This is a genomic window from Halalkalicoccus sp. NIPERK01, from assembly GCF_030287405.1.
Lineage (GTDB): Archaea > Halobacteriota > Halobacteria > Halobacteriales > Halalkalicoccaceae > Halalkalicoccus.
The window spans coordinates 66,380-92,838 of sequence record NZ_JASVVV010000008.1; the positions used below are offsets into that span (position 1 = coordinate 66,380).

The window sequence follows — 26,459 nt, forward strand, 5'->3', positions numbered from 1 at the left end:
CGCTTATCGTCTCCCGTGGTGTGTCACTCATTGTAGTCTACTCCGTTTGGTCGCCTCCGGGCTCTTGATCCACTGTACCGCACCTGTGCGCCACGCCCAGATCAGCGCGGCGACGAGAACGGCGATGAAGACCAACATCGGCCCCAGCGCGTGGAGCAGTCCGACCTGTGCCACGGCGTCGCTGTAGATGAGGACCCAGGGGAAGATGAAGACCGTCTCGATGTCGAAGACGAGGAACAGCAGCGCAACCATGTAGTACTGAATGTTGAACCGGATGCGCGTCGTCCCCGTCGGGATCTCACCGCTCTCGTAGATGCTCCGTTTTCCTTGTTCGGGGACCGTCGGTCGCAACAGCGCCGATACCGCCATCATACCGAGCGGGATCAACACCCCCACGAGCGCCAGCGCCCCGACTGCTATCCATGTACTCATAGACCGTTTTCTCCGTATCGTCCGAGGGTTGGGAATCCACCTACATAAGGGTTCATTCTCGCGGTTTCACACCCGTCAGGGGCAAGGTCATTCCTCCCTCCCGGCGCGAAACGCGGGGGTCCCAGACTCGTGGAGGTCGCGCGAGACCGCTGCCACTTCCCCCTGCAAGCCCTCGTGGTACTCGACCAGTCGATCGCGCAGTTCGGCGTGCTCGCGCGCGAGGATCTGGACCGCCGACAGCGCCGCGTTGAACGACTTGCCCGCGTCGACCGCGGTGAGCGGCGCGCCCGTCGGCATCCCGATGACCGAATCGACCGACTTCTCCTGGACCGGCACCCCGATGGTGGGTACGGGATACGCCAGCGAGGCAGTCATGTTCGGGAGGTCGGCAGACTTCCCGCCCGCGCCCGCGATGATCACGTCGAGCCCCCGCGCGGATGCAGTGCTCGCGTACGCGTCCATCAGCTTCGGGGTTCGGTGGGCCGAGACGACGTACGTCTCGAAGGTGAACCGCGCCTCCGGCGGGTCCTCGACGTCGGTGACCTCCTCGAAGCCGAGTTCCGAGAGCGCCTCGTAGGCCCCGTACATCGTATCGAGGTCCGAGTCGCTTCCCATGACGATCCCCACCTCGGGGGTTTCCTCGGGGTCACGCTCGCGCTCGGCCTCCCGCTCGAACTCCTCGATCAGTTCCCGTACTTCCTGCACGGTCATGGTTCGAACTCCACGTGCCGGCGGTATGTACGTGCCGACTCCAGCAGTTCGTCGGCCGAGCGGTCCCCGCCGAGAACGGCGAAGTGGCCCATCTTCCGCAGCGGACGCACCTCGCGTTTCCCGTACCAGTGGAGGTGGGCCGTGGGTTCGGCGAGCAACTGATCGACGCCCGAGAGGGTCGCTTCCCGCGACTCGCGGTCGTCGCCCAGCACGTTCTTCGTGACGACCGGTTCGCGCAGTTCGGTCGATCCCAAGGGGAGGCCACAGACCGACCGGGCGTGCTGTTCGAACTGCGAGCTTCGCGCGCCCTCGATCGTCCAGTGACCCGAGTTGTGCGGGCGGGGCGCGATCTCGTTGACGAGGATTTCGTCCCCCTCTTGAAACAGCTCGATTCCGTACACCCCTCGCCCGTCCATCAGACCGAGGACCTCGTCGGCGACCGCCTGGGCGCGCTCTCGGACCGCTCCGCTCGCCCGTGCCGGGACCACGGTCTCCCGGAGGATCTCCTTTTCGTGCAGATTCTCGCCGGCGACGTAGGTCGCGCTCTCCCCATCCCCCTTGACGCCGATCACCGAGAGTTCGCGCTCGAACTCGACGAACTCCTCGACCATCGCCCGTCCGTCGAGTTCGTCCAGTACCGACTCGGCGTCGTCGGGGTCCTCGATCGGGAGGTTGCCCCGGCCGTCGTAGCCGCCCTCGCGGGCCTTCACCATCGCGGGCGTTCCGAGGTCGTCGAGGGCCGCCCGCAGTTCGTCAGGGGAGTCGACCGCTCGGAACGCCGGAACCGGCACGCCGGCCTCCTGAAGCGCGCGCTTTTGGACCAGTTTGTCCTGGATCGTCCGGAGGGTGTCCGGCGAGGGCTGGACCTCGATCCCCGCCTCCTCGGAGACCTCTTCGAGCAGGTCGGGATCCGCGAGTTCGATCTCGAAGGTCAGCACGTCCGCGCGCGCGGCGAGTTCGCGGACCGAATTGGGGTCGTCGAACGCGCCGACGATCTGATCGCGCGCGACGGGCGAGGCCGGACACTTCGGTGTGGGGTCGAGGACGATAACCTCGATTCCCAGGGGGGCCGCCGCCTCCGCGAGCATTCGCCCCAACTGGCCGCCGCCGACGACGCCGATCGTCGGTCCCGGAAGGGAGTTCGGTGTCATGGGCGGCGTTTTCCCGAGCGGGGTCAAAAGCCCACCGCTACCGGCCCAGCGCCGTCGCGGTCCACGGCGCGATCGGATCGTCAACTGCCTCCATCCGTTCGATCAACCGGGCCTCCAGATCGCGTCGGACGTCGACGTACGCGGGGTGTTCGATCAGGTTCCCGAGTTCGTTCGGGTCCGCTTCGAGATCGTAGAGTTCGTTCCTGTCGGGGCCGTTGTGGACGTATTTGTACCGTTCGGTCCGCAGCATCCGCTGGGAGTAGAGTCCGAACTCGTCGCCGTGGTACTGGGCGAAATGGGCGTCGGGCCAGTCGTCAGGCACGTCCCCCGAAAGGAGCGGACGGATCGACCGGCCGTCCACGTCGGGGATCTCGACACCCACAAGATCGAGAAAGGTCGGCATCAGGTCGTGCAGCGAGACGAACTCCTCGCAGGTCGATCCGGCCTCGATCTCGCCGGGCCAGCGTACCTGCAGGGGGATGTGGTAGGTCTCGTCGTACATGATCGGGCCCTTGTTGAACTGGCGGTGGTTCCCGGTGAAATCGCCGTGGTCCGAGGCGTGGATCGTACAGAGGCCCTCGATCCCCTCGGCGGCGTCGAGGATCCGCCCGACCTGGTCGTCGAGCAGCGTCATGAACCCCCGATATTTGGCGATCGCTTCCGACCAAGTCTCCCAATCGAACCCTCGGACGCCCCGGTAGTCGAGGTACTGCTCGTGGACCGCGGGTTTGCCGTCGTAGGTCTCCCGGTAGCTCCCCGGGGGGTCGATCTCGTCGGGGTCGTACATCGAGGCGTACGGTTCGGGGACGACGTAGGGGTGGTGGGGGCCGTAGAGGTCCACCCGGAGGAAGAAGGGGTCCTCGAACCCCTCGTGCAGGCGCTCGATCGCCTGCTGGGCGATGTAGTACGGGCGCGTGGCCTCGACGGGTACGGGATCGGTCGCGGCGACGAGCGTCCCCGTGTCGGTGTAGAGCCTGCCCTCGAGGTCCTCCTCGTCCACCTCGACGCCGAGGTCGTCGCGATAGGCCTCGAAGTCGCCGGCCAGGTCGGCATCGTGGTGGCGGTCGGCCCCGCCGCGGTACTCGAAGCCGAAGTCCCCGGGCCCCTGATCGCGCCCGACGTGCCACTTGCCCACGTAGGCGGTATGGTAGCCGGCCTCGGAGAGGAGTTCGCCGAACGTCGGCAGCTCCGGAGGCAGGTTCGGCCGGATCGCGTCCGGTTCGTGACAGTTGTTCAACATCCCGTGGTTGTGCGGGTAGAGCCCGGTCAGGAGAGATGCGCGCGCGGCCGAACAGATGCTGATGGGCGTGTACGCCCGCTCGAAGACCATCCCCTCCTCGCGAAGGCGGTCGATAGCGGGCGTCTCGACCGGGGAGTCGGGCGCGGTGAGGTCGTAGCGCTCCTGGTCGGTGAGGAGAAACAGGACGTTCGGGTCGCTCATAGGTAGCCTAGATCACGGAGACGGCCCTTGGTCGCTTCGGTCATCTCGACGGTCCCGGCGTTCTCGGCGTGCTCGAAGGAGCCGGCCCACGCCTCCAGATCGACCGCCATGTCCGCGGCGATGTCGGGTTCGGTCGAGGCGATGTCGAAGCGCTCGTCGGGGTCCTGTTCGACGTCGTAGAGCTCCTCGCTCCCGTCCGATCCCCGGATGTACTTGTACTCTTTCGTGCGAATCGCCCGCAGCGAGCGGTCGTACTCGTACATGTACTCGGGGATCTCGCCGAAGCGCTCCTCCAACTGCGCCATCGAGGGCTGGGGCGAGACGTACTCGGCGATCACCGACTCGCGGGGCGTCTCCCCCGCGAGCAACGACTGACCCTGTGCCTGCTCGCGCGCGGCGGGCGCGTCGGCCCCTGCCAGATCGAGCAGCGTCGGGAACAGGTCGAGCAACTGTACCAGTTCGTCCTCGTCGGCCGTCGGCTCGAACGCCCCGCCGTGGATCACGAGCGGGACGTGCAACAGGGTGTCGTAGACGTTGTACTGGTGGCCCAGAAAGCCGTGATCGCCGACGTTCTCGCCGTGGTCGCCACAGACGATCAGGACGGTGTCCTCCCACTCGCCGGCGGCCTTCAGGGCGTCGCGGAACTCGCCGATCTTCGCGTCGAGATAGGCGAGTTCGCCCCGGTAGAGCCCTTCGAGAAGCGAGAACTCCTCGTCGCTGATGTCGTACTCGCCGACGTCGTAGGCGCGTGGCTCCTGTCTGATCGCCATCGCCTTCTCGTAGGCCCCGTCGGGCAGGAACGGCTCGGCGTACTCGCGGGGCGGACGGTACTGGATGTGGGGTTCGATGCAGTTCGCGAAACAGAAGAAGGGGCGGTCCCCTTCGCGGTCCGTGAGCCACTCGTCGAGCCACGCGGTCGTGCGGGCGGCCCCGTCGTCGTCGCCCGTCCGGAAGAACTGGTCGTAGACCGCGTTCAGCCCGTTGACCAGGGGGTTGCCCGAAAGCGCCCGCGAGACGAACGCGTCTACCTTTCCGCGGGCGTGTTTCGCCCGCGTCACCTCTCCCAGATCGGTCTCGGACTGGACGAGCTGCCAGGTCTTCTGGAAGCGCTCGAACCCGCGCGTGAAGCCGAACTCCTCGGTGATCCACGTGTTGTTCGAGATGCCGACCGTCTCGTAGCCCTCGCCCGCGAGCGCCTCCGCGAGGGTGATGAAGTCCTCGTCGAGGTAGGTGTGCCCGCCGTGAGCGCCGTGGCGCGAGGCGTAGGTGCCGGTGAAGAACGACGCGTGTGACGGCAGCGTCCACGGCGCGCTCGTAAACGCGTTCGAGTAAGCGGTTCCCCCGGCCGCGAGATCCGCGAGCGTCGGCATGACAGCCGGATCGGCCGGAACGGTGTCCGCCGCTCGCGCCGTGTCCATGACGACGACCGCGATGTTAGGATGTCCCATCGTTTCGGTCCCTCTCGGGGGTCGATATTGGATCATTACGGGGAAATATCGGGTCCTTGCGTGCGCACCCCGTTCAGTAGCTACCCGACGGACGGCGTCTCACGGACTCGATATCGGATGGTAGGACAGTTGATACGAATCCGAGTGAAGGATACAGGTAGCCGGATGAAGCGTATAAAGGCCACGGTATCGCAGGCAGAAGGGGGAGTGCCGAAACCGTTGTAGGCATGGGCAGGAGAGGGCCATGAAACCCGCATTAGATGACATATTCCTGCCGTACGGGTGGACCGCGGCGTCCTTCCGGGAGGACAGGATCGAGTTCAGGCGGGAGGACGAGCGGTTGGCGCTCGTCGCGGAACCGACGGACGAGAGTCCGTCGATGCCGGAGCTCTGTGCGAGCCAGCTCTGGCAACTCCGGTGTGAACAGCGCGTCGGCGAGGCGAAAAGTGGTATGACGCTGGGCTGCGTAGCGACGATGGACACAGCCGTGGAAACACTACTCACGTACACGCGACGGATCAACGGGATCGCCGAGGCGGAGGGTGACATCCCCGTCGGGCGAGTGGTGGAACTGCTCGACACCGAACCGACGGGCGACCACCACGACCGGTGGGGACGGAACCCGTCGAACCATCTCGACACGCGACCGCCCCTATGAACGACCGACAGCTGAGTCCTCGCGTCCTCGAGGCGCTCTCGGGGCGCGAGTTGATCGTCGTCTCGAACCGCCAGCCGTACGCCCACAGCCGCGAGGACGGCGAGATCACCGTCTCGCGGCCGGCCGGCGGGCTCACCGCCGGGATCGACCCGGTGATGCAGCGCACCGAGGGGACGTGGATCGCGTGGGGCGACGGCGACGCCGACTTCGAGGTCGCCGAGGACGGGCGCGTCCGGGTGCCTCCGGACGATCCCTCCTATACGCTCTCGCGGATCGACCTGAGCGAGGAGGACCTCGAGGGCTACTACTACGGCTACAGCAACCAGGCGCTCTGGCCGCTCTGTCACGGCATGATCTACCCCGTGCGGTGTGACGGGCGCGACTTCGAGCGCTATCGGGCGGTCAACCGCCGCTTCGCCGAGGCCGTCGTCGAGGAGGCCGAGAAGGGGAGCCTGATCTGGTTCCAGGACTACCACTTCGGGCTCGCGCCCCGGTTCGTCCGCCGGGAAGCGCCCGAAGCGCTGCTCACCCAGTTCTGGCACATCCCCTGGCCGACGGCGAACACCTACGAGGTCTGCCCGCAGGCCGAAGCGCTCCTCGACGGGCTGTTGGCGAACGACCTGCTCGTCTTTCACACCGCCGAGTACGTCGAGAACTTCCTCGAGTGCGTCGCCGAGACGGTCCCCGACGCGACCGTCGACCGCGACCGCCGGATCGTCCGGCGCGGCGATCGGACGACGACGGTTCGGGCGTTCCCGCTCGGGATCGACGCCGAACGGACGGAGGAACTCGCGAGCGAGTCGGGCGTCTGGTCCGACCTCGCGGAACGCTACGGGATCGGCGGGCAGACCGTCGCCCTCGGCGTCGATCGGCTCGACTACACCAAGGGGATCCCCGAGCGCATCGACGCCATCGAGCGTTTCTTCGAGGAGAACCCCGACTGGCGCGGCGAGTTCACCTACGTCCAGAACGGCTCGGCGAGTCGCAGCGAGATCGCGAGCTACGAGTACCTCCAACAGCGGGTCGACACCGCGATCCAGCGGGTCAACCGCCGGTTCGGGACCGGGGAGTGGCAGCCGATCGTCCGGATCGACGAGATGCTCCCCGAGGAAGAACTCTACGCGCTGTACCGCCACAGCGACCTCGCGCTGGTGAGCGCGCTCCGCGACGGGATGAACCTCGTCGCGAAGGAGTACGTCGCCTCCCAGATCGACGGCGACGGAGTCCTTCTCCTGTCGAAGTTCGCGGGCGCACACGCGGAACTCGGCGAGGACGCCGTGACGATCAACCCCTTCGACACGCAGGCGTTCGCCGAGGCCATCGAACGGGCGCTCTCGCTGTCGGCGGCCGAACGCGAGGAACGCATGGCCGCCCAGCGACGCCGCGTCACGGAGTACGACCTCCAGGCGTGGATGAACGACGTCCTCGAGACGGCGCTCGACTGCGAGCCCGCACACGATCGGTCCGTGACCCATGCCTGAACCGACCGCCGACCTCGAGCGGTTCGCCGCGAGCGGGGTCCGCGAGCGGGTCGAGAACGCCGAGGGGCTGGTGCTCTGTACCGACTTCGACGGCACGCTCGCGCCCATCGAGGCCGACCCCGACGCCCCGGAGATCGTCCCCGAGAACCGCAGGCTCCTGCGAACCCTTCGGGACGCCGAGGACGTGCGCGTCGCCGTCGTCAGCGGGCGGGCGCTCGCGGACGTCCGCGAGCGCGTCGGCGTCGAGGGGATCGCCTACGCGGGCAATCACGGCCTCGAGCTCCGGCGTCGGGGCTCGACGGTCGTCCACCCGATCGCCGCGAAACATCGGGAACGGATCGGGCGGATCTGCGCGGCGCTCGAAGCCGACCTCTCGGGGATCGAGGGTGCGGCCGTCGAGGACAAGTCGGTCACGGCGACGGTCCACTACCGAAAGACCCCCGAAGCGAAGGTCGCACGCGTTCGCGAGGCCGTCGAGACGGTCCTCGATCGGTTCGGCGACGGGCGGATCCGTCGCACCGACGGCAAGGAGATCGTCGAACTCAGGCCGGCCGTCCGCTGGCACAAGGGGATGGCCGTCTCGCTGCTGGCCGCCGACTACGAGGGGAGGCTGCCGATCTACATCGGCGACGACACCACCGACGAGTCGGCGTTCCGCGTGGTCAACGACGGCCTCGCGATCTACGTCGGGGAGGGCGAGACGAACGCCCACTACCGGGTGCCGACCCAACCGAGGGTCGCCTCGTGCCTCGCCGCGATCGCGGAGTGGCGGACGACCCCCGACGAGGGGACTTGCGATCGCAGGCCGTATCGACTACCGAGTGCTTGACGAAGACGGAGACAACATGAGTCGCTATCCACGCCAAGCGCGTAACGCACGGATCAAGTGTATCGCCTGTAACGCACCGGTCGTCCGCACGGCCGACGAGGAGTACGTCTGTGTCGACTGCGGCGAGTCGCCGATTCGCCCGCACGAATCCCCGGCGGCGGCGGACTGATACCGTCGGTCGTACCTCCGTGAATCGATCGGAGCCAAAACGGACGGAAATCGTGCTGGTACCCGTCGACGCACGCCACCGCAGGCAGACTTCCAGGACCGACAGTACGGGCTACCCGTCGAGACCCAGCGCCTCGGTGAGTTCGTCGGTCATCTCATCGCGCCCGAGGTTGGCCTTGATGTCGTGGTCCTTCGCCAGCGACTGGAGCTTACGGTACGACAGGTCCTCTAGCTCCTCCCGGCTCGACGGCTCGTCGCCGTCCCTGGCGTCCTCGCCGTCTTCCTCGTCGTTCGCGTCACTGCCCTCCTCCGAATCGTCCGTTCCCTCGTCACCGCCGTTCTCATTTCCCTCTTCGTCCTCCTCGGCTTCGTCTTCCGCCGTTTCGTCCTCGGCTTCCCCTGCTTCGCCGTCTTCGTCCTCCGCTATCTCGTCGCCGCCGTTCTCATTTCCCTCTTCGCCCTCCTCGTCGCCCTGATCCTCGTCCTCCCCTTGCTCGTCCTCGTCTTCATCCCCCTCTTCGTCCGCCTCGTCCTCCTCGGGGGTTTCGTCTTCCTCATCCTCTCCGTTCTCGTCTTCGTCCTCCTCGCGGCTCCGCCTGATCGCGTCCTCTATCTGCCGGGCGATCGCTTCGCCGAGCTTCCGGCCGATGATCGCGCCGATCGCTCCGCCGAGGGACTCGGCGACGGATTTGTCGTCGCTGTCCTCGAACGTGTCTTCGAGCTGCGTTCCTTCGAAAAGCTCCTCGTAGTCGACGTTGTCGAGCAGCTTCTCGGTATCGATACTGTCGGCGAGGTTCGTGTCGCTCATTATTGACTGTGGATGCCCTGTCGAGGCGGGTCGGTTCGGGGTCTATGCGCTCGCGGCTTCATCGCTACCGTTGCCGTTGCCGTTATCGTCGTCGGAACTGAGGAGCTGGTTGACGAGCTCTTGGACGAACTGCGTGGCCAGTTCCTCGAGCGGCAGTTCCTCGACGATACTCCCGAAGAAGTTCCGGAGGCGCTCCGCGATCGCGCTCGCGAAGGCCCGAATGCGTTCCCCGATGTCGAGGTCCGGGAACGCCGGCACCGGCAGCAGGCCGCCGGAGGACTCCTCGCCCTCTTCACCCTCTTCGCCGCCCAGCAGGCCGTCCTCGCCGAGGAGGCCATCGCCCTCCTCGTCCCCGCCGAGCAACCCGCCGTCGCCGAGCAGGTCGTCGAGCCCGAGGATGCTTCCGAGGTCGCCGCCGTCGAGCAGGCCGCCGACCGCCGACAGCAGGTTCCCGAGCAGGTTGCCCTCGCCGGGAATCGCGGTGATGTCGAGGGTCACCTCGTCGAGGTCGACCTCCAACCCGAGCAGGTCGAGGAACAGCCCGTCGAGGTTGAGGTGGAGCACGCGCGTCCCCTCCTCGGATTCGGCCTCCTCGCGGTCGCTCTCCTCTTCTTCCTGTTCCTCTTCGTCCTCTTCCTGCTCGCTTTCGTCCTGCTCCCCTTCGTCCGCCTCGTCCTCATCGCCTTCGGGGGTTTCGTCTTCCTCGTTCCCTTCGTCCTCCTGCTCGTCGGCTTCCTGCTCCGACTCCTCGTCGTCGTTCTCGACTTCGTCGTCCTCTCCGTCTTCTTCCTCCTCCGGCGTCTCCTGTTCGCCCCCGTCGGGCAACAACACACGGACGTGCACGCCGTCCTCTCGGTCAGCGGTCGTAGATTCGTCTCCCATCGTCATTAGAACGACCACCCAGAGACGTAAGAAGGTTCATGACGGTTTGGTCTAGATCTTCGCCCGCCTCAGTCGAACGCGGGCGTAAACGACTCCCGACAGTCGAGACAGACGTGGGACTCCTGATTGAGCGCGTCGGCGTTGGCGTCGCTGAGTCCGCCGTCGTTCGCGAGTTTCGCCGCCCCGACGCCGGACTTGTAGACCGCCTCCGTGCGCCCGCAGTCGGGACACTCGATCGACGACCCGTCCTCGAGGGCGTCGACGCGGCGTTCGAGGCGCTCGATCCGTTCCTCGAGCGCCTCGAGGTGGTCGCCGTCGTCGACGGAGGCCTGCCCGAGCGCCTCGACCGCCTCTTCCACGTCCATCGGTTCGTCGATCCACGGCAGGGTGATCTCTTCGTCACTCATCGCTGGTGAATAGGTGGTGGATCCGTATAACTCCCGTTATCGTGACGACAGGTCAGACGTCCTGATCCATGTCGTCACGGCGATACCGATGAGTCCGACGGTAGCCGGTGATCTCGTGATCCGCGTCGAGCGTGATCTCGTAGCGCCCGAGGATGTCCTGCGTGTCGGGAACGCTCTTGCGTTCGAGGATCTCGACCGCCGCGACCCAGCCGTCCTCCTCGTCGTCGCCCCGACTCCGATCGCGGTCGACGGAGACGACGCTCACGAGCGGACGGCCGATGAGGTCCTCTGCGACCTGCCTGATCTTTTCGCGTACCGTCCCGATCTCGGTTCCCGAGACGGAGTCTTGGTCTGCCATGTCTGATTCCTCCGGTTGGTGGTCGTCGATCGTCTCGTCGTCGGGTCCGTGTTGGTAACAGAACCCGTCGTCCTGTGCCGGCCGGGTACACCGCTCCCCGTCCGACGTCAGCGCCCGACACTGCTCGTCGTCTGACTCCGCGGCGGACATGGGGGGGCCCCTTACGAGGACTCGGCGGACGCCTCGATCTCGATGTCCTCGAGGTCGTCTAAGTCCCCCTCCTCCTCCGCTTGTTCGATCTTCGATATCTCCCTCGCGTAGTGGAGGAAGGTGTCGACGGAGGCGATCACGACGCGGGCCTCGACGGTGAGGATCTCGATCCCGACGAGCGAGACCCGTACCCAGATGTCGATAACCGCACCCTTATCGAGGATGCGATCGAGCACCTCTGCGAGGCTTGACGTGCTTGGTCTTGCTTGACTCATGGTCTTCCCTTCGTCTACCATGCGAACGCCGACCGTCTTATGGTTTCCCCTTCCAACGCAAGCGCTCGTCTATTGTCCGACCGTGACACATATGCGGGTGCGAACGAGTAGGTTCGCTACCGAGCCACCATGACCGACGACGCACTCTACGTCTACGGCGTGATCGAAAACGAGGACCTCGACATCGGGATCGACGGCGTCAACGGGGCCGAGCGCGCCTACACCGTCGGCTACCAGTCGCTCTCGGCGGTCGTCTCCGACATCGACACGGTCGAACCCGAACGCAGCGACGAGAACGTCCAGCGCCACGACGAGGTGCTCCAGACGATCCTCGAGTACGACGGCGGGCGGACGATCGTCCCGATGAGCTTCGGCATGGGGTTCAAGAACGAACGCACCCTGAAGAACGTGCTCCGAAACGCCCGGCCGGTGTTCTCGCGGACGCTCCGGGAGATCGACGGCATGGTCGAACTCGGGCTGAAGGTCCTCACGCGGGAGGACGCGTCGGTCGACCCCGAGGAGATCGCCGCGGAGGCCGACGAGCGCTTCGACCGGATAAGCGTTAACGTCGTGGAGAACGAACTGTTCAGTGATCGACTCGTGATAAACAGATCCTACCTCGTCGAACGCGACGACCGCGAGGCGTTCAACGAGGCCGTCGGCGAGTTCGAGGACGACCACGAGGAGCTGCTCGTCCAGTATACGGGCCCGTGGGCGCCCTACAACTTCGTCGACATCGAGATCACGGCCCAGCGTTAACCATACCATGTTCATCGTCGACGACATCCTGTTCCGGCCGTTCATCTCGATCCTCGACGCGATCCACACGCTCGCGGTCACGGAGATGTACGACATCGAGGGGATCCAGAGCGACCTGAAGGAGAACCAGCTCCTGTACGAACTGGGCGAGCGCGACGAGAGCGAGTACGCAAAGCGCAAGGCCGAACTCGAGGCGGAACTCGAGACGGCGGAACTGGCACACGAACAGCTCGACAGCAAGAACATCCAGATACGACAATGACCGACGACAACCACCGCGAGACCTCGTCGCTGCTCGACGTCCTCAGACACGTCGTCGAGACGCTACAGGACGCGGAACGAAGCGGCGAGGGACGGGGAACCGGAAGCGGGACGGTCTCGGGGAGACACACCCGAACCGACTACGGGTTCAGCGTCAGCACTGGCCCCGATCCCGATAGCCTCTGGGAGCGACTCGGGGTCGACGAGCCGTCCGACGGGAGCGACGCGGAGACCACGCCGACGTCCACCGACGACCACCTCGTCGACGTCCGCGAGGTCGAGGACGGCGTGGTCGTGCTCGCGGACCTCCCGCAGGCAACCGCCGAGAGCGTCACCGCCGGGATCGACCGGGAGGAAAACGACCTCGTCATCGGGTTCGAGGGGGAGGTCGTCGAGCGGATTCCGCTCGGGGACGCCGACATCACCGTGGCCGACTCGACGTTCAGAAACGGCGTCCTCGAGGTCCGCCTGCGGACCGACCCCGAGGAGGGTGCGTCGTGAGCGAGACCGAACAGGAGGCCGAGGTCGTCTCGGCGCTCGACCGCCTCGACGAACTGATCCCGGGGATCGCGGACGCGCTCGAACGCCTCAAGACCCAGATCGTCGAGAACAGCGACGACGAGGAGGTCATCGAGACCGCGGAGGAGATCTGGGAGATCCTCGACGAGGCCGAGGACGTCCTCGACACGATCGACCTGGGGGAGGTCCCCGACGTGATCGACCTCGACGAACTGCCCGAGGCGATCGACGCCGAGGAGGTACCCGAGGCGATCGCGGACGGCGACGCCCGCGATGCGATCGACCTCAGGGCGCTGAAGGAGGCCATCGAGTTCCGCGAACTCTGGGAGGCCGCCGACCTCTCGGAGCTGCGCGAGGAGAAGGCGGAACTCGAAGAGGAGGTCGACGACGTCACCGAGGGCGACGGCGACGAAGAGGACGACGATCTGCTGGACATGAACATGGGGATGAGCGGCGCACACGTCCAGTTCGACGCCGAGGACCGCCAGGAGAAGATCCAGGAGCTCATCGAGACGGCCATCCAGAAGTTCCGGACGGCGCTGTTGGAGACCCACGACAAGCTACGGTTGCTCTACGAGTTCAACCAGGAGAAACTCGGCGGCTCCGAGTCGTTGAACCCGACGGCGGTCTCGACGATGCCGAGCGGGCCGCTCGCGAACTCGGCCTCGACGCGCCGATCGACGGTGCCCTCGCAAGTGCGGTACTCGCGGGCGAAGAACCCCCGACGGATCTACGGGCGGCGCTTCGAGAACGCGAACACGGAGTAACACCATGAGCAGCGCAAAACCAACCCGCAAGCAAAGCGACCTGGCGGACGTCCTCGAACTCGTCCTGGACAAGGGAATCGTCATCAACGCCGACATCGCGGTGACGGTCGGCGAGACCGAACTCCTGGGAATCGAGATCCGGGCGGCGATCGCCTCGTTCGAGACCGCCGCCGAGTACGGCCTCGCGTTCCCGAGCGGCACCGATATGCGCCGGGTCGAGCAGGCCTCCGGCCGGGAGCCCCTCGAAGTCGAGAACGACGACGAGGTGAACCTCGGGATCAGCGCGAGCGAGGGCGGGTCGAACGCCGAGGACGATAACGCGGACGGCGCCGCCAGCGACCCCCCGAGCGAACGGCCCGACCCCGAGGTCCCCATCGTCACCGACGAGGAAAACGAGGGCGACGATGACGAGGAGGACGGTGACGAGGGGGTGACCGAGAGCGAGACGGACGACGGGACGAACGGGGACGAGGACTCATGAGGCAGATCGACCTCGGCGGCGAGGCCGACGAGGAAGGCGAGGCCGACGCGGCCTCCGGGCTGCTCGCGCTCGTGATCACGGTCGTCGAGTTGCTCGTCGAGGCGATGGAGAAGGAGGCGATCCGGCGCATGGAGTCGGGTGTGCTCAGTCCCGAGGAGATCGAGCGCCTCGGGACCCAACTGCAGGCCATCGAGGACGAGATCGAGGCGATCAAGGAACGCGAGGGGATCGAGAACGACGTCGGCGAGCTACGGACCGAACTGAACGACCTCCTCAGCGAGGGAATCGAACGGGTCTACGAGGACCACCACGAGGAACTGGAGCCATGAGCGAGGCTCAGGGCGCCACGGAGTTCGACGAGGGACGCTACCTCTACTGTGCGGTCCGGGTCGAGGACGGCGACCTCACGGTCGAGGGGATCGAGGACGGCGAGGTGCGGATCGTCGAGCACGACGGGATCGGGGCGGTCGTCCAGCCCGTCGAGGCGATGTTCGACTCCGAGGACCTCGCGCAGGTCAGGCGGTGGCTGCTCAGCCACCAGCGCGTCGTCGACGCCGCGGGCGAGGCGTTCGACACCCCCGTGCCGTTCCGGTTCGACACGGTCATCAAGGGCGACGACGAGCGGGTCCGCGGGTGGATCGCCGAGAACGCGGCGGACCTCGAGGAGGCGCTCGACTCCCTGTCGGGGCGCTGGGAGTACCGCATCGAGTTGCGCTGGGACGAGGCCGGCGTGCGCGAGTCGCTCGCCGCCGAGGACGACGACCTCGCGGACCTCGAAGAACGCATCGAGGCGTCGAGCGAGGGGACGGGCTACCTGCTCGAGAAACAGTACGAACAGCGGCTCACCGAGCGCCTCCAGGGGAGGCGCGAGGAGGTCGCGGAACGGCTCTACGACCGGGTCGCGGAACACGCGACGACCGTCGAGACGGTCGGGAACAAACAGACGCTCCTCGGGGCGGGGGGCACGGGCGAGACGGACGACGAGTACGAGACGGTCGTCCAGCTCTCGGTGCTCGCGCCCGAGGAGAGCGAGGGGCCGATCGGCGACGTCCTCGAGGAGTTCGTGGACGACGAGGGGTTCGACGTCCGCTATACGGGGCCGTGGCCGCCGTACTCGCACGCGCCGACCATCGGGGGTGGGGAGTGATGGAGCCGACGCGCCCCGAGGGTCACGCGATCGTCGACGTGCTCGACGTGTTGCTCACGGAGGGTGCGATCGTGCAGGCCGACGTGGTCGTCACCGTCGCGGACATCCCGCTGATCGGAATCAACCTCCGGGCGGCGATCGCCGGCATGACGACGATGGTCGAGTACGGGCTGTTCACCGAGTGGGACGAGGAGATCCGCGATCAGGAGCGGTATCGCCACTCGGAGTTCGGCCGCCGGCCGCGCCCGAGCCTTCCGGGCTCGGACGAACGGTAAGGTCTTTTAGCGCGCCCTCACACCCGCAGGTATGGTCACGCTCGGACTGGTGGTGGCGCAGTTCAACCGCTCCGTCACCGAGGAGATGGCGGAGACGGCCCGCGACGCCGCCGAGGAACGCGGCGCCGAGGTCGCCGAGACGCTCCGCGTTCCGGGCGCCTACGACAGCCCGCTCGCGGCCGACCGCCTCGCCCGGCGCGAGGGGATCGACGCGGTCGCGGTCGTGGGAGCGATCGTCACCGGCGACACCGAGCACGACCGCGTCATCGCCCAGTCGGCGGCGGACGCGCTCACGAGGGTGAGCCTCGACCGGGACCTCCCGGTGACCTTCGGCGTCAGCGGGCCGGGGATGTCCGGCGCGGAGGCCCGCGAGCGCGTCGGGAAGGGTGCGGAGGCGGTCGATGCGGCGATAGACCTGGTGGAGGAACTATGATGGAGTTCACAGACAGAGTCAGCCGAGTCGAACCGAGCGCAACCCTCGCGATCAGCCAACTCGCGAGCGAACTCGAAGCCGAGGGCGCGGACGTGATCGACCTCTCGGTGGGCGAACCCGACTTCCCGACCCCCGAGAACGTGGTCGACGCGGGAAAAGAATCGATGGACGCCGGCGACACCGGCTACACGTCCTCGGTCGGGATTTCCGAGCTTCGGGAGGCGATAGCCGACAAACTACGGGGCGACGGCCTCGAGTACGGTCCCGAGAACGTCATCGTCACCCCGGGCGCGAAACAGGCGCTCTACGAGACGTTCCAGACGCTGGTCCAAGAGGGGGACGAGGTCGTTCTCCTCGACCCCGCGTGGGTCTCCTACGAGGCGATGGCGAAGCTCGCAGGGGCCTCCCTGTCGCGGGTCGACCTCTCGGCCCACGAGTTCCGCCTCGAACCCGCGCTCGAGGACCTCGCCGAGACGGTGAGCGACGAGACGGAACTGCTCGTGGTGAACTCCCCGAGCAACCCCTCGGGAGCGGTCTACACCGACGCCGCCCTCGAGGGCGTGCGCGATCTGGCGGTCGAACACGATACCACGGTGATCTCCGACGAGATCTACGAGCGAATCGCCTACGGCGAGGAGCCGACGCCGCTCGCGACGCTGGAGGGCATGGCCGAGCGAACCGTCACGATCAACGGCTTTTCCAAAGCGTACTCGATGACCGGATGGCGACTGGGTTATCTGGCCGCTCCTGAGGAACTCGTCAGCGAGGCGGGCAAGCTTCACTCGCACTCGGTTTCGTGTGCGACGAACTTCGTCCAGCACGCCGGCTGCGAGGCCCTCGAGAACGCCGAGGAGTCGGTCGAGGAGATGGTCGAGGCCTTCGAGGACCGGCGGGATCTGCTGGTCGACCTGCTCGCCGAACACGACATCGACGTGCGCGCGCCCGAGGGGGCGTTCTACATGATGGTTCCCGTACGTGAAGACGACCAGTCGTGGTGCGAGGGCGCGATTCAGGACGCCCACGTCGCCACGGTACCGGGGAGCGCCTTCGGCACGCCCGGCTACGCGCGGATCTCGTACGCCAACAGCGAGGAACGGATTCGAGAGGCGGTCGACCGACTAGTCACAGAGGGCTACCTGTAGAAGATCATCGGCAGGTCGCGTTCGATCTCCGCGCGCCGGGGTTCGAGCCACTCCGGTAGCTGGAGCTCCTCGCCCAGTGACGCCTCGGGTTCGTCGACGGTGAACCCCGGCCCGTCGGTCGCGATCTCGAAGAGCACGCCGCCCGGCTCCCGGAAGTAGATCGACTCGAAGTACTTGCGGTCGAGCACCGGGGTGACGTCGAGGCCGCGCTCGGCGAGCGTCTCGCGCCACTCCCGTTGGGAGGCCCCGTCCGCGGTTCGAAACGCGACGTGGTGGACGCTGCCGACGCCGATCCGCCCGCGGCGCAGGTCGGGGCGACACCGGACGTCGAGGATCGACCCGGCGTCGCCCGTTACCGTGTATCGGAAGCGATCGCGCTCCTCACCCACGGGATCGTATCCCATCGTCCCGAGCAGATCCGCGGTTCGCTCGTAGCCCTCGACCGCGAGCGTCACGCCGTACAGCCCGCGGATCGCGTGCTCGGGGTCGACCGATCCGCCGGCCCACGGCTCCGTGTCGACCTCGGCCTCGACGAGTTCGAGACGCAGCGCGTCGGGGCCGTGAAATCTGAGGAGACGCTCGTCGAAGCGCTCGACCTCCTCGGCGTTGATCCCCCGTCGTCCGACGCGGTCGGCCCAGTGCTCGATGGAGCCGGGCGGAACGGCGAAGGCGATCGACTCGGCCTGTCCGGTGCCGAGGCGTCCCTGCAGGGCGTCGGGCCACGCGAAAAAGGTCACCAGCGTGCCGGGCCGGCCGGTCTCGTCGCCGTAGTAGAGGTGGTAGCTGTCGGGCGCGTCGAAGTTGACCGTTCTCTTCACGAGTCGCAGGCCGAGCAGGTCGGCGTAGAAGGCGATGTTCTGCCCCGCGGTGTCGCAGATCGCCGTGACGTGGTGGATGCCGGATACGGTTGCCATACCAACAGGACGACGCCCGCCGACATAGCTGTAGGGCTACGAGAGGCGCGCGGCGACGTCGGCCTCGGTGATGATCCCCACCGTCTCGCCGGACTCGGTCACCATCACCGCCTTGTAGTGATCGAGCAGGTTGCCGATCTCGTCGAGGGTCGCCTCCCGCGAGACGGTCGGGAAGCTCTCGGCCATGTGCTCGACGACGGGTTCGTCGCGCGCGTCGGCGTCGAGGTGGACGAGGTCGCTCTGGCTGATGCTTCCTACGGGTATCCCGTTCTGGAGCACCGGTAGCTGCGAGTAGGCCTCCTCGTCCATCTTCCGGACCGCCTCGCGGATCGCGTCGTTGGGTCCGACGTGGATCACCTCGGTGTTCATCAGGTCGTCCGCCCGGACGATCCCGCCCTCGGTCTCGTCCAGCGCCTCGACGATCCGCCGGAGCGTCGAGAGGCGCGGGTCGACGTCGCCGCCCTCGATCCGGGCGATCAGCGGCTGGGAGACGCCCGCGCGCTCGGCGAGCGCGCTCTGGGTCAGATCGAGTTCGATCCGCCGTTCGCGCAGGTCCTGCGGCGTCGGAAGGTTCATGCGCGTCAATAACTGCGAGTTATTATAAAAGGTTCGGCCGCTACTCGCCCTCCTCGATCTCGAAGGTCTCGATCACCGAGAGGGGGACGTCCCGGAGCGCGCCGCCGACCTCGCTTTTGGCGATTCGCTGGGCGTGTTCCTCGCCCTCGGCGTTGAACACCTTCATCTCCAGGACGAGGCCGACGAGCGCGGTGTCGGCCGCCACGTACGCCGAGTCGAACGGCTCGCCACAGGCCGGACAGCCCGTCGCCCCGACCTCGACCTCGACGTAGTCGAGGTCCTGCTGGTTCAGTCGCTTTCCGGCCTCGCTGACCGCGACGCCGATCGCGTCGTCGATCGCCTCGACGTCGCGGACCAGCCACGCCGCCTCCATCGCCACGAGATAGTTCATACCCTCCCTCTCCCCTCCGAAGGGGAGTGCGTTGCGGTTCGGCGCGCGCACGTCACACGGATCATCCCCATACGTTACGATGATCACGCCCGTTGCACACCCCGAACGTTTCAATTATCCGTCATTGTTCGTCGATCCGTCGATCCCGGTCCGACACGAACCGAAATCGGATGCCGGCGTCGGGGTGCCGTTCGAAAGGATAGATCGTTATGTTCAGGATGGGCGACAAGATTTATGTAGGGTGTGGTGGTGAGCACCCAGTATCGGATGATCGCACGGCTGCAACGGTTCGCCCTGTTCGCCCTGTACCAGACGACCGTCGCCCTCGGGCTGTTCATGCTCCCGGTGGCGATCGGGATGAAACGAATCGGCGTCTCGCTGCCGATCCACCGCCTCCTCGCGCGGGTGGAACGCGCCTACGAGGCTCGTTCGTCCGCGGAGTGATCGGCCGGAACGAGTGGGTTTATGAATCCGCGTCGGTAACGTCCGGTAATGCGAACGCCAGACGACCTACAGCTTTCGGAGTCGCTCGCGTCGAGCCCCGGTCAGGCCAACCCCTACGAGCCCGAACTGGGGGCGCTTCCCGACGCCGAACTGCCCGAGGGGGCCGACGCCGCGGAGCTCAAGACCGGCACCACGACCGTCGGTCTCCGGGCGGAGGACGGCGTCGTGATGGCGACCGACATGCGCGCGAGCCTCGGCAACATGGTCTCGAGTAAAACCGTACAAAAGGTCGAGGACGTCCACCCGACGGGCGCGCTCACCATCGCGGGGTCGGTCAGCGCCGCCCAGTCGCTGATCCGGACCCTTCGAGCCGAGGTCAACCTCTACGACGCCCGCCAGGGCGAGGACATGAGCATGACCGCGCTGTCGACGCTCACCAGCAACCTGCTTCGCAGCGGCGGCTTCTTCATCGTCGTACCCGTGCTGGGCGGCGTCGACGACGAGGGCCCCCACATCTACAGCATGGACGCCCTCGGAGGGACCACCGAGGAGACCTACGCCGTTTCGGGTTCCGGTTCCCAGTTCGCGCTGGGCGTCCTCGAACAGCAGTACGAGGAGGGGCTCGGCGTCGAGGAGGCCCGCGACGTCGCCATCCGGAGCGTGGGAAGCGCCGTCGAGCGCGACACCGCGAGCGGCAACGGGATCAACATCGCCACCGTCACCGAGGCGGGTGTCGAGATCGAGCGCTACGAGGAGTTCGAGGGGATCGACGACATCTCGAGCGGTCGATAGCTACCGATCGTCGATCCAGTCGGCGAAGCTTCCCTCCAACAGCGTCTCCTTCTGGCGGTCGATGTACTCGCGTTGCGCGGTGTGGATCGCCCCGTCGAGCGACTCGCCCGCGTCGACGAGGTCGCTCACGCGTTCGTGGCGGAGTTCGGCGGGCGAGTAGCCGTGGCGGGCGCGGTGGCGAAGCGGCCAGAGGTACGTCTCGACCTCCTGGTCGGAGAGCCCGCGGAGTTTGAGGCCGTCGCGGGCGTGGTCGAACAGGTCGGCGAAGAGCGCCTCGCCGTCGACGATCGCCTCGCCGCCGCCGGTGATCCACGAGAGGTCCGCCGAGAGGCCGTCGCGCATCGCGCAGTAGAAGTTCTCGCGGGCGTCGGCCCAGTCGAGGCCGATCACGGGGTGTTCGCGCCGGGGGAGGCTCTCGAGGAGGCCGGCGAACATCGCGAGAAACGCGACCGAGTCCCTGACGGTGGGCTGGGAGCCGATCGGCCGGAACTCGATGCGGGCGTTCGCCGCCGAGCGGGTCGCGCCGTCGAAGACCGGGCGGACCCACCGCCAGTAGGTGCCGTGTTTCATGCGGAAGTGGGCGAACTCGTCGTCGAACCGGTTGGAGGTCTCGACGGGCATCGGGACGATGGTGTCGTCGGCGACGATCCGGTCGACCGCCTCCTCGACGCTCGAGAGGTCGTGGGGGAACCGAACCTTCCCCGGCCGTCCCTCGTTCAGCACCGACTCGAAGACGGCGATCCGGTGGGACATCCACGCCTCCTCGACGATCCGTTCGTCCGAACCATCCTCGTAGAGGTCGGGCGGGAAAAACGGCGAGTTCGCCCCGAGCGCGAGCAGCGGGCCGGCGATCCGCAGCGCGTAGTTGAAGTAGTCGGGCAGGTCGGCGGCGTGGGCCACCTGGTAGTGGGGCTGGATCGACGTGATGAGGCTCTCGGGCATCACGGTGGCGGAGTCGAGCGAGACGTTCGGCGCGGCGAGTCGCATCCCGGCGGTGGTCTCGCCCTCGGCGTTGGCCATCGCGTGGTACCTGACCGAGTCGCTCATGTTGGTCGCGATGCGGACCCCGCCGTCGACGACGTGGTCGGTGAGGTACTCGCGGGCGCCCTCGCCCTCGGGGGGGATCGTCCACATGCCGTCGCTGACGAGCGTGATCCCCTCGGGGCGCACACAGTCGAGCGCGGTCGTGAGGCGGGCCTTGATCTCCGCCTCCTGTGCGAGCAGGCCGTGGGCGTTCAGCGGCTGGGGGCTGGTCGACATCTCGGCGTTGTGCAGGCCGAGTTCCTTCTCGAAGCCGATGTACTCGAGTACCCGTCGGGGAACGCGCCGCAGCGCGCTCGTTTCGTCGTCGACGGCGTAGAACTCGTACTCGAAGCCGACGATCGCCTGCGGATTGTCGAAGACGCCCTCCGAAAGTCCCTCGATGATGACGTCGGCGTCCTCGGCCGCCCGTCGCTGGAACGTCGCCGCGTCGATCCCAAGGGCGTCCGTCACCGCCTGCGCGAGGTGGGATTCGGTCATTGCTCAGGGGTCGGCCGCCGACCACCTTGAAAGGTGGAGTGTTCGATCAGGATGGTCAGCGATTCGGCCGCACCGGGGGCCGCCGTTCCACCGTCGAAGGGATAGGAAACCGGTTCGGACGGATGCAGGCGACAGCGTAATGCGGCGGGCACCCGCGAGAGGTGACATGGAGTACGACCGAGAGGTGGGCCGACGACTCGGGTTGGGGTTGATCGTGTTCGGGCTGTTTCTCGTCGCCGCCTACGTCGTCGAGGCGTTCATCGCCGTCGTCGTGTTCGCCGTCTTCCTCTACTACTCGGTCCGGCCGATCCACCGATTCCTCCGGCGGTTCGGCATCCCCCAGCGCCTGCGGGCGGTCCTCGCGATCACCCTGTTCGGGATCCCGTTTCTGGTCCTGCTCGTCTACACGGTCGCCATCATCGTCATCGAGACGCAGGCACTCGTCGAGGCCTACGAGATCCAGGACCAGGTGCTCGGTCGGGGGCTGGAGGAGTTCGACGTCGCCGCGCTGGACCTCGACACCCTCCAGGAGGCGATCACCACCGCGGGCGCACAGGGCTCGATCTTCGCAGCGCTGTTCAGCCTCTCCAGCGCGGTGAGCGTCGTCGGCAGCGCGCTCGTCCAGCTCATGATCCTCGTCGTCGCCACCTACTACATGCTCGTCGACGGGCCGCGACTGCGCGCGTGGATCCTCACGCACTTCGACGACACGGGAATCATCCGCCGCTACTTCGAGGAGGCCGATCCCGAGCTCTCGATGACGCTCTTCGGCAACATCGTCAACGTGTTCGTCACCGCCATCATGGGCGTCCTCGTCTTTTTCACGTACAACTTCTTCGTCCCCGAGCCGGTGGAGGTGCCGTTTCCGGGGCTGTTGGCCGCGCTGGCCGGGATCGGCAGCCTGATCCCCGTGGTCGGAATCAAACTCGTCTACGTCCCCGTCGGGATCGGCCTCGCGGCGGCGGTCTTCGCGGCCGGGCAGACCGCGCTGTTGCTCTACGTCGGGGTCTTCTTCGTCGTCGCGGGGGTGTTCGTCGACTTCATCCCCGATTTCTTCATCCGCGCGCTCATCAGCGGCGAGAACACCCACACCGGGATGTTGCTGCTCAGCTACATCGTCGGCCCCACCGTCTTCGGCTTCTACGGGCTGTTCCTCCTCCCGATCCTGCTGATCCTCCTGATCAACGCGACCCACGTCCTCCTGCCGTACGTCCTCTGGGGCGAGAACACCCCCGCCCAGCAGACCCGCCTCGAGGACTTCGGCGCTTCCGAGCGGGAGCCACCGCCGGTCGCCACCGCACACGAGACGGACGCGACGCCGGTGGTCGAGGACTAGCGCGGCTTCCAGTCGAGGGTCACGGTGACGGTCTCGCGGTCGCCCCGGAGGATCGAGGAGCCCTCGCGGACGCCGATCTCGTAGCCGATCTCCCCGGGCGGCGTGAGCCGAACCCGCTTGTTGCCGACCGGGACCTCGATGTCGCCGTCTTCGTCTCCCTCGTCCGCGTCCAACTCGTCGGCGAGGCGTCTGAGCTGTGTCGCGACGTCCGCACGACTCATCCGCTCCTCGTACAGGGTCTTCTCCGCCATAGCCGAACTGGGGGCACCGAACCGATAAACCTAGGGCGCGGACCGAAGCCTTCACCCGCTCGCCCCGACAACACGGACCGATGGAGTTCAGCGAGTTCGCCGCCCGTGCCCGCGAGATCGAGGACGAGTCGGCGGACCTGGAGACGGTCTCGCTCGTCGCCGACCTCCTCCGGGACGCGAACGACGACTTGGCGGTCCTCGCGCGGTTCGTCCAGGGACGCGTCTTCCCGGCCTACGACTCGACGACCCTCGACATCGGGCCGAGCCTCTGCTATGGGGCGCTCGCGCGCGCGGCCGGCCCGAACGTCGGCCCCGAGGACGTAGAGGAGCGACTCGCCGACGTCGGCGAGATCGGCGCGGTCGCCGCGAGCTACGATCTGGGCGGCCAGCGGGGGCTCGCGGCGTTCGGCGAGGGAAGCGCGGACCTCACCGTCCGCGAGGTCGACTCGGAGCTTCGAGCGCTCGCCGCGGCGGCGGGGTCGGGCAGCGAGGACCGGAAGCTCGACCTCCTGTTCGGGCTGTTCAACCGGTGTAGCCCCGAGGAGGCGCGCTACCTCGCGCGGCTCGTCCTCTCGGAGATGCGAATCGGCGTCGGCGAGGGCACGGTTCGGGACGCCATCGTCGAGGCGTTCGACGTCCCCGAGGAGCCCGTCGAACGCGCGCTCCAGGTGTCGAACGACTACGGTCGCGTCGCCGAGGTGGCACGCGATGGAGGAGCCGACGGCCTCGCCGGCCTCACCCTCGAGGTCGGCCGGCCCGTCCAGGCGATGCTCGCCCAATCGGGTGCCGTCGCCGACGTCCTCGAGGAGTGGGGCGAGGTCGGCGTCGAATGGAAGTACGACGGGGCACGTATCCAGCTCCACCACGACCCGACCGGCGAGGTGCGGGCGTTCTCCCGGAACATGGAGGAGATCACCGACGCCCTGCCGGAGGTCGTCGAGTTCGCCGACGAGCGCCTCGACGCTCCGGCGATCCTCGACGGCGAGGTGGTTGCCGTCGACGGGAACGGTGCTCCCCTGCCGTTTCAGGAGGTGTTGCGGCGGTTCCGGCGCAAACACGACGTCGCCGCCGCGCGCGAGGCGGTCGCGGTCCGGCCCGTCTTCTTCGACTGCCTGCACGCCGACGGCGAGGACCTGCTCGACGACCCGCTGGTCGAACGCCACGACCGGCTGATCGAGCAACTGGGCGACGGCGACGAGGCCGCGGAGGGGCTCTCGAGGCTGTGGATCACGGACGACCCCGACGAGATCGCCGCGATCGAGGCCGACGCGCTCGAAGCGGGCCACGAGGGGGTCATGCTGAAAAAGCCCGACTCGGCGTACTCGCCGGGTCGGCGGGGACGCAACTGGCGCAAGCGAAAACCCGACGTGGAGACGCTCGACCTCGTCGTCACGGGTGCGGAGTGGGGCGAGGGGCGGCGCGCGCAGTTCCTCGGGACGTTCGAGCTCTCGGTTCGCTCCGAGGGGGGGTTCGAGACGATCGGCAAGGTCGCGACCGGCGTCTCCGACGAAGACCTCGCCGATCTCACCGACCTCCTCGAGCCGCACGTGCTGGCCGAGCGCGGACAGGCGGTCGAGTTGCGCCCCGCGGTGGTCTTCGAGGTGGGCTACGAGGAGATCCAGCGCTCGCCGACGTACGGGTCGGGCTACGCGCTTCGATTCCCGCGATTCCTCGCGGTTCGGTCGGATAAACCGATCGAGGAGGCCGCTTCGCTGGCGGATGTCCGGCGACTCGTCGGCGACCGGTCGTGAGTCGTCGACGGAACCGCCACCCGTCGTGTCACGCCGCGTGTTGCGGGTACCGCTCCTCCCTGACGAACGCGTCCTCGCCACACGCGCCACAGCGGGCGGGTGGCTCGTATCGGTGGCCGTCGTCGGCGTGTTCGACGACGCCGACGCTCACGACCAGGCAGTTCGTACAGACGTACCGCTCGGGCGTCTCGGGTAAGTGGGCCATGTGATGGTGGACGGGTGAAAACGACTTAGTTACCGTTGCGGGTCGTCCGACAGATCGGACCGGTCGTCGATCGTCCGCGTCAGAGCGTCTCGTCGAGCCAGTCGTAGATGGTCGCCGCCGCGAGGCTCAGGTTGCCGAGTTGGCAGTGTTCGGCCGCACCCTCCTCGGGGCCGAACACCCGCAGCGTCGGGTCCGGGAGCGCGTCGACGAACTCGTAGGCCAGCGGGAGCGCCACGAGGTGGTCGTCCTCGCCGGCCAGCACGAGCGTCGGACAGTCGATCCGCCCCGCGACGCCCCGCAGCGAGTACTCCTCGATCGTCGCCGAGAGCGCCGCGGCCGAGGGGGCGCCGAAGGTCCACAACGAGTTGTTCAACTGCCAGCGTGCGGTGACGTCGAAGCGCGCGCCGAGCGCGGCCAGCGCGTTCACGGCAGACGCGGGGACGCGCTCGATGAGCCCGGCGATGCGCTCCTGGCCGTACGCGGAGGCCGCCCGGAGGTCGTAACAGTGGTCGAACGCGACGCAGGCGCTCACCCGCTCGTCGAACGCCGCCGCCCGCGGCGCGTAGTACCCCCCGAGGCTCGCGCCCAGCAGCGCGATCCGCTCGTCGTCGATTTCGGACCGTCCCTCGAGGAAATCGAGGACTGGCCCGACGACCGCCTCCCAGTCGGGCCGGGCGGTCATCCCCTCTAGTCGGAGCGGCGCGCCCTGTCCGGGGCCGTCGAACGCGAGACAGGCGTAACCCCGTTCGAGGGCGGCGGGGATCCCACAGAGGAAGTACAGTTCCTCGGCGAGCGAGTCGAACCCGCCGAGACAGACGACCGTCGCGAGCGGCCCGTCCTCCTCGCCGGGGAGGTAGAGATAGCCCGGCAGGGTCGTCCCCTCGTAGGGGATCTCGACGCGCTCGACCGGCGTATCGAGCAGGTCGATCCCGGCCCGGAAGGCCTCGCGGCTGCGTTCGTAGGTCGGCCGTCGGCGCGGGTCGTCGGCCGCGAGGAAGAACTCGGCGGTCCGGTAGTAGGTGTGCGCCCGGAGGAACGCGCCGCGTGCGCTGATCGGGTGGCCGTCGGCGAGCGCGGCGTCGGCCCGTCGCGCACAGCGCTCGCCGGCGTACCGCCACTCGGCGTGCCACGCCTCGAGGTCACCCTCGGGGATCCGCTCGGCCGTAGACAGCACCTCGCCGGGCTCCGCACCGCCGTAGGTGGTGTACGCCAGTGCACGAAGCGTCTGGTAGTCGAGGGTCGGCTCGGAGAAGTGAACGTTCATCCATCTCCACTACGCCGCGTCGGGAAATAGC

The 26,459-nt window shown here is 67.4% G+C and carries 35 protein-coding genes; 18 read left to right on the forward strand and 17 right to left on the reverse strand.

Going from position 1 to position 26,459, the window contains the following annotated elements; all coding sequences use genetic code 11:
* Positions 1-27: 27 nt before the first annotated feature.
* The 5 genes from QRT08_RS17120 to QRT08_RS17140 all read right to left on the reverse strand — a co-directional run bounded on the left by QRT08_RS17120 (position 28) and on the right by QRT08_RS17140 (position 5,183).
* Entirely contained in the window at positions 28-432 is a 405-nt protein-coding gene (locus QRT08_RS17120; RefSeq protein ID WP_008416680.1) for an NADH-quinone oxidoreductase subunit A, read from the reverse strand.
* 87 nt (positions 433-519) lie between these two features.
* Positions 520-1,143: a 5-(carboxyamino)imidazole ribonucleotide mutase gene (gene purE, locus QRT08_RS17125; protein WP_286047196.1), complete on the reverse strand. Its 624-nt coding sequence runs from the start codon at positions 1,141-1,143 to the stop codon at positions 520-522.
* Positions 1,140-2,294, reverse strand: coding sequence for a 5-(carboxyamino)imidazole ribonucleotide synthase (locus QRT08_RS17130; RefSeq protein ID WP_286047197.1), 1,155 nt, complete (start codon positions 2,292-2,294; stop codon positions 1,140-1,142). Before QRT08_RS17130 ends, purE begins: the two co-directional genes overlap by 4 nt.
* A 37-nt stretch (positions 2,295-2,331) precedes the next feature.
* Positions 2,332-3,735, reverse strand: coding sequence for a sulfatase family protein (locus QRT08_RS17135; RefSeq protein WP_286047198.1), 1,404 nt, complete (start codon positions 3,733-3,735; stop codon positions 2,332-2,334).
* Positions 3,732-5,183, reverse strand: coding sequence for a sulfatase family protein (locus QRT08_RS17140; RefSeq protein ID WP_286047199.1), 1,452 nt, complete (start codon positions 5,181-5,183; stop codon positions 3,732-3,734). The genes QRT08_RS17135 and QRT08_RS17140 overlap by 4 nt, the downstream gene beginning before the upstream one ends.
* Positions 5,184-5,427: 244 nt before the next feature.
* Between QRT08_RS17140 and QRT08_RS17145 the strand changes: the two genes are divergently transcribed.
* Genes QRT08_RS17145 through QRT08_RS17160 form a run of 4 tightly spaced genes read left to right on the forward strand, consistent with a single transcriptional unit; the run spans position 5,428 to position 8,320 of the window.
* Positions 5,428-5,841 (forward strand): hypothetical protein, encoded by a 414-nt coding sequence (locus tag QRT08_RS17145; protein ID WP_286047200.1) that lies wholly within the window; start codon positions 5,428-5,430, stop codon positions 5,839-5,841.
* Complete coding sequence (locus tag QRT08_RS17150; protein ID WP_286047201.1) at positions 5,838-7,322, forward strand: alpha,alpha-trehalose-phosphate synthase (UDP-forming); 1,485 nt, start codon at positions 5,838-5,840, stop codon at positions 7,320-7,322. The genes QRT08_RS17145 and QRT08_RS17150 overlap by 4 nt, the downstream gene beginning before the upstream one ends.
* Positions 7,315-8,151, forward strand: a complete 837-nt coding sequence (gene otsB / locus QRT08_RS17155; RefSeq protein ID WP_286047202.1) for a trehalose-phosphatase — start codon at positions 7,315-7,317, stop codon at positions 8,149-8,151. Before QRT08_RS17150 ends, otsB begins: the two co-directional genes overlap by 8 nt.
* 16 nt (positions 8,152-8,167) lie before the next feature.
* The gene (locus QRT08_RS17160; protein WP_286047203.1) at positions 8,168-8,320 is read left to right on the forward strand and encodes a hypothetical protein; all 153 of its coding nucleotides are present in this window, start codon (positions 8,168-8,170) and stop codon (positions 8,318-8,320) included.
* Positions 8,321-8,431: 111 nt separating this feature from the next.
* Here QRT08_RS17160 and QRT08_RS17165 read toward each other — a convergent pair whose 3' ends face one another.
* From QRT08_RS17165 to gvpA, 5 genes are all read right to left on the reverse strand, one after another.
* Positions 8,432-9,127: a hypothetical protein gene (locus tag QRT08_RS17165; RefSeq protein ID WP_286047204.1), complete on the reverse strand. Its 696-nt coding sequence runs from the start codon at positions 9,125-9,127 to the stop codon at positions 8,432-8,434.
* 42 nt (positions 9,128-9,169) lie between these two features.
* Positions 9,170-10,009: a hypothetical protein gene (locus QRT08_RS17170; RefSeq protein WP_286047205.1), complete on the reverse strand. Its 840-nt coding sequence runs from the start codon at positions 10,007-10,009 to the stop codon at positions 9,170-9,172.
* 68 nt (positions 10,010-10,077) lie between these two features.
* The gene (locus tag QRT08_RS17175) at positions 10,078-10,416 is read right to left on the reverse strand and encodes a hypothetical protein (RefSeq protein WP_286047206.1); all 339 of its coding nucleotides are present in this window, start codon (positions 10,414-10,416) and stop codon (positions 10,078-10,080) included.
* A 52-nt stretch (positions 10,417-10,468) separates the two neighbouring features.
* Positions 10,469-10,924: a gas vesicle protein GvpO, halophile-type gene (gvpO, locus tag QRT08_RS17180; RefSeq protein ID WP_369684857.1), complete on the reverse strand. Its 456-nt coding sequence runs from the start codon at positions 10,922-10,924 to the stop codon at positions 10,469-10,471.
* 11 nt (positions 10,925-10,935) lie between these two features.
* A complete protein-coding gene (gene gvpA, locus QRT08_RS17185; protein WP_049934428.1) occupies positions 10,936-11,199 on the reverse strand; it encodes a gas vesicle protein GvpA in 264 nt (87 codons plus the stop codon).
* Positions 11,200-11,328: 129 nt separating this feature from the next.
* Here gvpA and QRT08_RS17190 point away from each other — a divergent pair, with 129 nt between their 5' ends.
* Genes QRT08_RS17190 through QRT08_RS17235 form a run of 10 tightly spaced genes read left to right on the forward strand, consistent with a single transcriptional unit; the run spans position 11,329 to position 16,983 of the window.
* Positions 11,329-11,958, forward strand: coding sequence for a GvpL/GvpF family gas vesicle protein (locus QRT08_RS17190; RefSeq protein WP_286047208.1), 630 nt, complete (start codon positions 11,329-11,331; stop codon positions 11,956-11,958).
* A 7-nt stretch (positions 11,959-11,965) separates the two neighbouring features.
* On the forward strand, positions 11,966-12,220 hold the full coding sequence (gene gvpG, locus QRT08_RS17195) for a gas vesicle protein GvpG (protein ID WP_286047209.1): 255 nt from the start codon (positions 11,966-11,968) through the stop codon (positions 12,218-12,220).
* Positions 12,217-12,720: a gas vesicle protein GvpH gene (gene gvpH, locus QRT08_RS17200; RefSeq protein ID WP_286047210.1), complete on the forward strand. Its 504-nt coding sequence runs from the start codon at positions 12,217-12,219 to the stop codon at positions 12,718-12,720. Before gvpG ends, gvpH begins: the two co-directional genes overlap by 4 nt.
* Positions 12,717-13,505, forward strand: a complete 789-nt coding sequence (locus QRT08_RS17205) for a hypothetical protein (protein ID WP_286047211.1) — start codon at positions 12,717-12,719, stop codon at positions 13,503-13,505. Before gvpH ends, QRT08_RS17205 begins: the two co-directional genes overlap by 4 nt.
* Before the next feature lie 4 nt (positions 13,506-13,509).
* A complete protein-coding gene (gene gvpJ, locus QRT08_RS17210; RefSeq protein WP_286047212.1) occupies positions 13,510-13,986 on the forward strand; it encodes a gas vesicle protein GvpJ in 477 nt (158 codons plus the stop codon).
* On the forward strand, positions 13,983-14,315 hold the full coding sequence (locus tag QRT08_RS17215; RefSeq protein WP_286047213.1) for a gas vesicle protein K: 333 nt from the start codon (positions 13,983-13,985) through the stop codon (positions 14,313-14,315). Before gvpJ ends, QRT08_RS17215 begins: the two co-directional genes overlap by 4 nt.
* Positions 14,312-15,133: a gas vesicle protein GvpL gene (gvpL, locus tag QRT08_RS17220; protein ID WP_286047214.1), complete on the forward strand. Its 822-nt coding sequence runs from the start codon at positions 14,312-14,314 to the stop codon at positions 15,131-15,133. Before QRT08_RS17215 ends, gvpL begins: the two co-directional genes overlap by 4 nt.
* On the forward strand, positions 15,133-15,408 hold the full coding sequence (gvpM, locus tag QRT08_RS17225) for a gas vesicle protein GvpM (protein WP_286047215.1): 276 nt from the start codon (positions 15,133-15,135) through the stop codon (positions 15,406-15,408). The genes gvpL and gvpM overlap by 1 nt, the downstream gene beginning before the upstream one ends.
* A 31-nt stretch (positions 15,409-15,439) precedes the next feature.
* On the forward strand, positions 15,440-15,841 hold the full coding sequence (gene ribH, locus QRT08_RS17230) for a 6,7-dimethyl-8-ribityllumazine synthase (protein WP_286047216.1): 402 nt from the start codon (positions 15,440-15,442) through the stop codon (positions 15,839-15,841).
* On the forward strand, positions 15,841-16,983 hold the full coding sequence (locus QRT08_RS17235; protein WP_286047217.1) for a pyridoxal phosphate-dependent aminotransferase: 1,143 nt from the start codon (positions 15,841-15,843) through the stop codon (positions 16,981-16,983). The genes ribH and QRT08_RS17235 overlap by 1 nt, the downstream gene beginning before the upstream one ends.
* Here QRT08_RS17235 and QRT08_RS17240 read toward each other — a convergent pair.
* From QRT08_RS17240 to QRT08_RS17250, 3 genes are read right to left on the reverse strand one after another with little or no spacing between them, the layout of a single operon-like run.
* Positions 16,974-17,897: a ring-cleaving dioxygenase gene (locus QRT08_RS17240; RefSeq protein WP_286047219.1), complete on the reverse strand. Its 924-nt coding sequence runs from the start codon at positions 17,895-17,897 to the stop codon at positions 16,974-16,976. The genes QRT08_RS17235 and QRT08_RS17240 overlap by 10 nt on opposite strands.
* Before the next feature lie 36 nt (positions 17,898-17,933).
* On the reverse strand, positions 17,934-18,473 hold the full coding sequence (locus QRT08_RS17245) for a CBS domain-containing protein (RefSeq protein WP_286047220.1): 540 nt from the start codon (positions 18,471-18,473) through the stop codon (positions 17,934-17,936).
* Positions 18,474-18,513: 40 nt separating this feature from the next.
* On the reverse strand, positions 18,514-18,864 hold the full coding sequence (locus QRT08_RS17250; RefSeq protein WP_286047221.1) for a DUF555 domain-containing protein: 351 nt from the start codon (positions 18,862-18,864) through the stop codon (positions 18,514-18,516).
* A 249-nt stretch (positions 18,865-19,113) separates the two neighbouring features.
* Here QRT08_RS17250 and QRT08_RS17255 point away from each other — a divergent pair, with 249 nt between their 5' ends.
* Both QRT08_RS17255 and psmB read left to right on the forward strand, forming a co-directional pair.
* Positions 19,114-19,308, forward strand: coding sequence for a hypothetical protein (locus QRT08_RS17255; protein WP_286047222.1), 195 nt, complete (start codon positions 19,114-19,116; stop codon positions 19,306-19,308).
* A gap of 48 nt (positions 19,309-19,356) precedes the next feature.
* A complete protein-coding gene (psmB, locus tag QRT08_RS17260; RefSeq protein WP_286047223.1) occupies positions 19,357-20,100 on the forward strand; it encodes an archaeal proteasome endopeptidase complex subunit beta in 744 nt (247 codons plus the stop codon).
* On the opposite strand, the gene QRT08_RS17265 is transcribed toward psmB, so the two are convergent.
* Complete coding sequence (locus QRT08_RS17265) at positions 20,101-21,621, reverse strand: glutamate-cysteine ligase family protein (protein WP_286047224.1); 1,521 nt, start codon at positions 21,619-21,621, stop codon at positions 20,101-20,103.
* Between the two features lie 166 nt (positions 21,622-21,787).
* Between QRT08_RS17265 and QRT08_RS17270 the strand changes: the two genes are divergently transcribed.
* Complete coding sequence (locus QRT08_RS17270; RefSeq protein WP_286047225.1) at positions 21,788-22,957, forward strand: AI-2E family transporter; 1,170 nt, start codon at positions 21,788-21,790, stop codon at positions 22,955-22,957.
* Here QRT08_RS17270 and QRT08_RS17275 read toward each other — a convergent pair.
* A complete protein-coding gene (locus QRT08_RS17275; protein ID WP_286047226.1) occupies positions 22,954-23,208 on the reverse strand; it encodes an amphi-Trp domain-containing protein in 255 nt (84 codons plus the stop codon). The genes QRT08_RS17270 and QRT08_RS17275 overlap by 4 nt on opposite strands.
* A gap of 80 nt (positions 23,209-23,288) precedes the next feature.
* Here QRT08_RS17275 and ligA point away from each other — a divergent pair, with 80 nt between their 5' ends.
* On the forward strand, positions 23,289-24,959 hold the full coding sequence (ligA, locus tag QRT08_RS17280; protein WP_286047227.1) for an ATP-dependent DNA ligase LigA: 1,671 nt from the start codon (positions 23,289-23,291) through the stop codon (positions 24,957-24,959).
* Positions 24,960-24,987: 28 nt separating this feature from the next.
* On the opposite strand, the gene QRT08_RS17285 is transcribed toward ligA, so the two are convergent.
* Positions 24,988-25,164 carry a hypothetical protein gene (locus tag QRT08_RS17285; RefSeq protein WP_286047228.1) on the reverse strand — a complete coding sequence of 59 codons (177 nt, stop codon included), beginning with the start codon at positions 25,162-25,164 and terminating at the stop codon, positions 24,988-24,990.
* A 79-nt stretch (positions 25,165-25,243) separates the two neighbouring features.
* The gene (locus QRT08_RS17290; RefSeq protein WP_286047229.1) at positions 25,244-26,428 is read right to left on the reverse strand and encodes an alpha/beta hydrolase family protein; all 1,185 of its coding nucleotides are present in this window, start codon (positions 26,426-26,428) and stop codon (positions 25,244-25,246) included.
* Positions 26,429-26,459 lie beyond the last annotated feature (31 nt).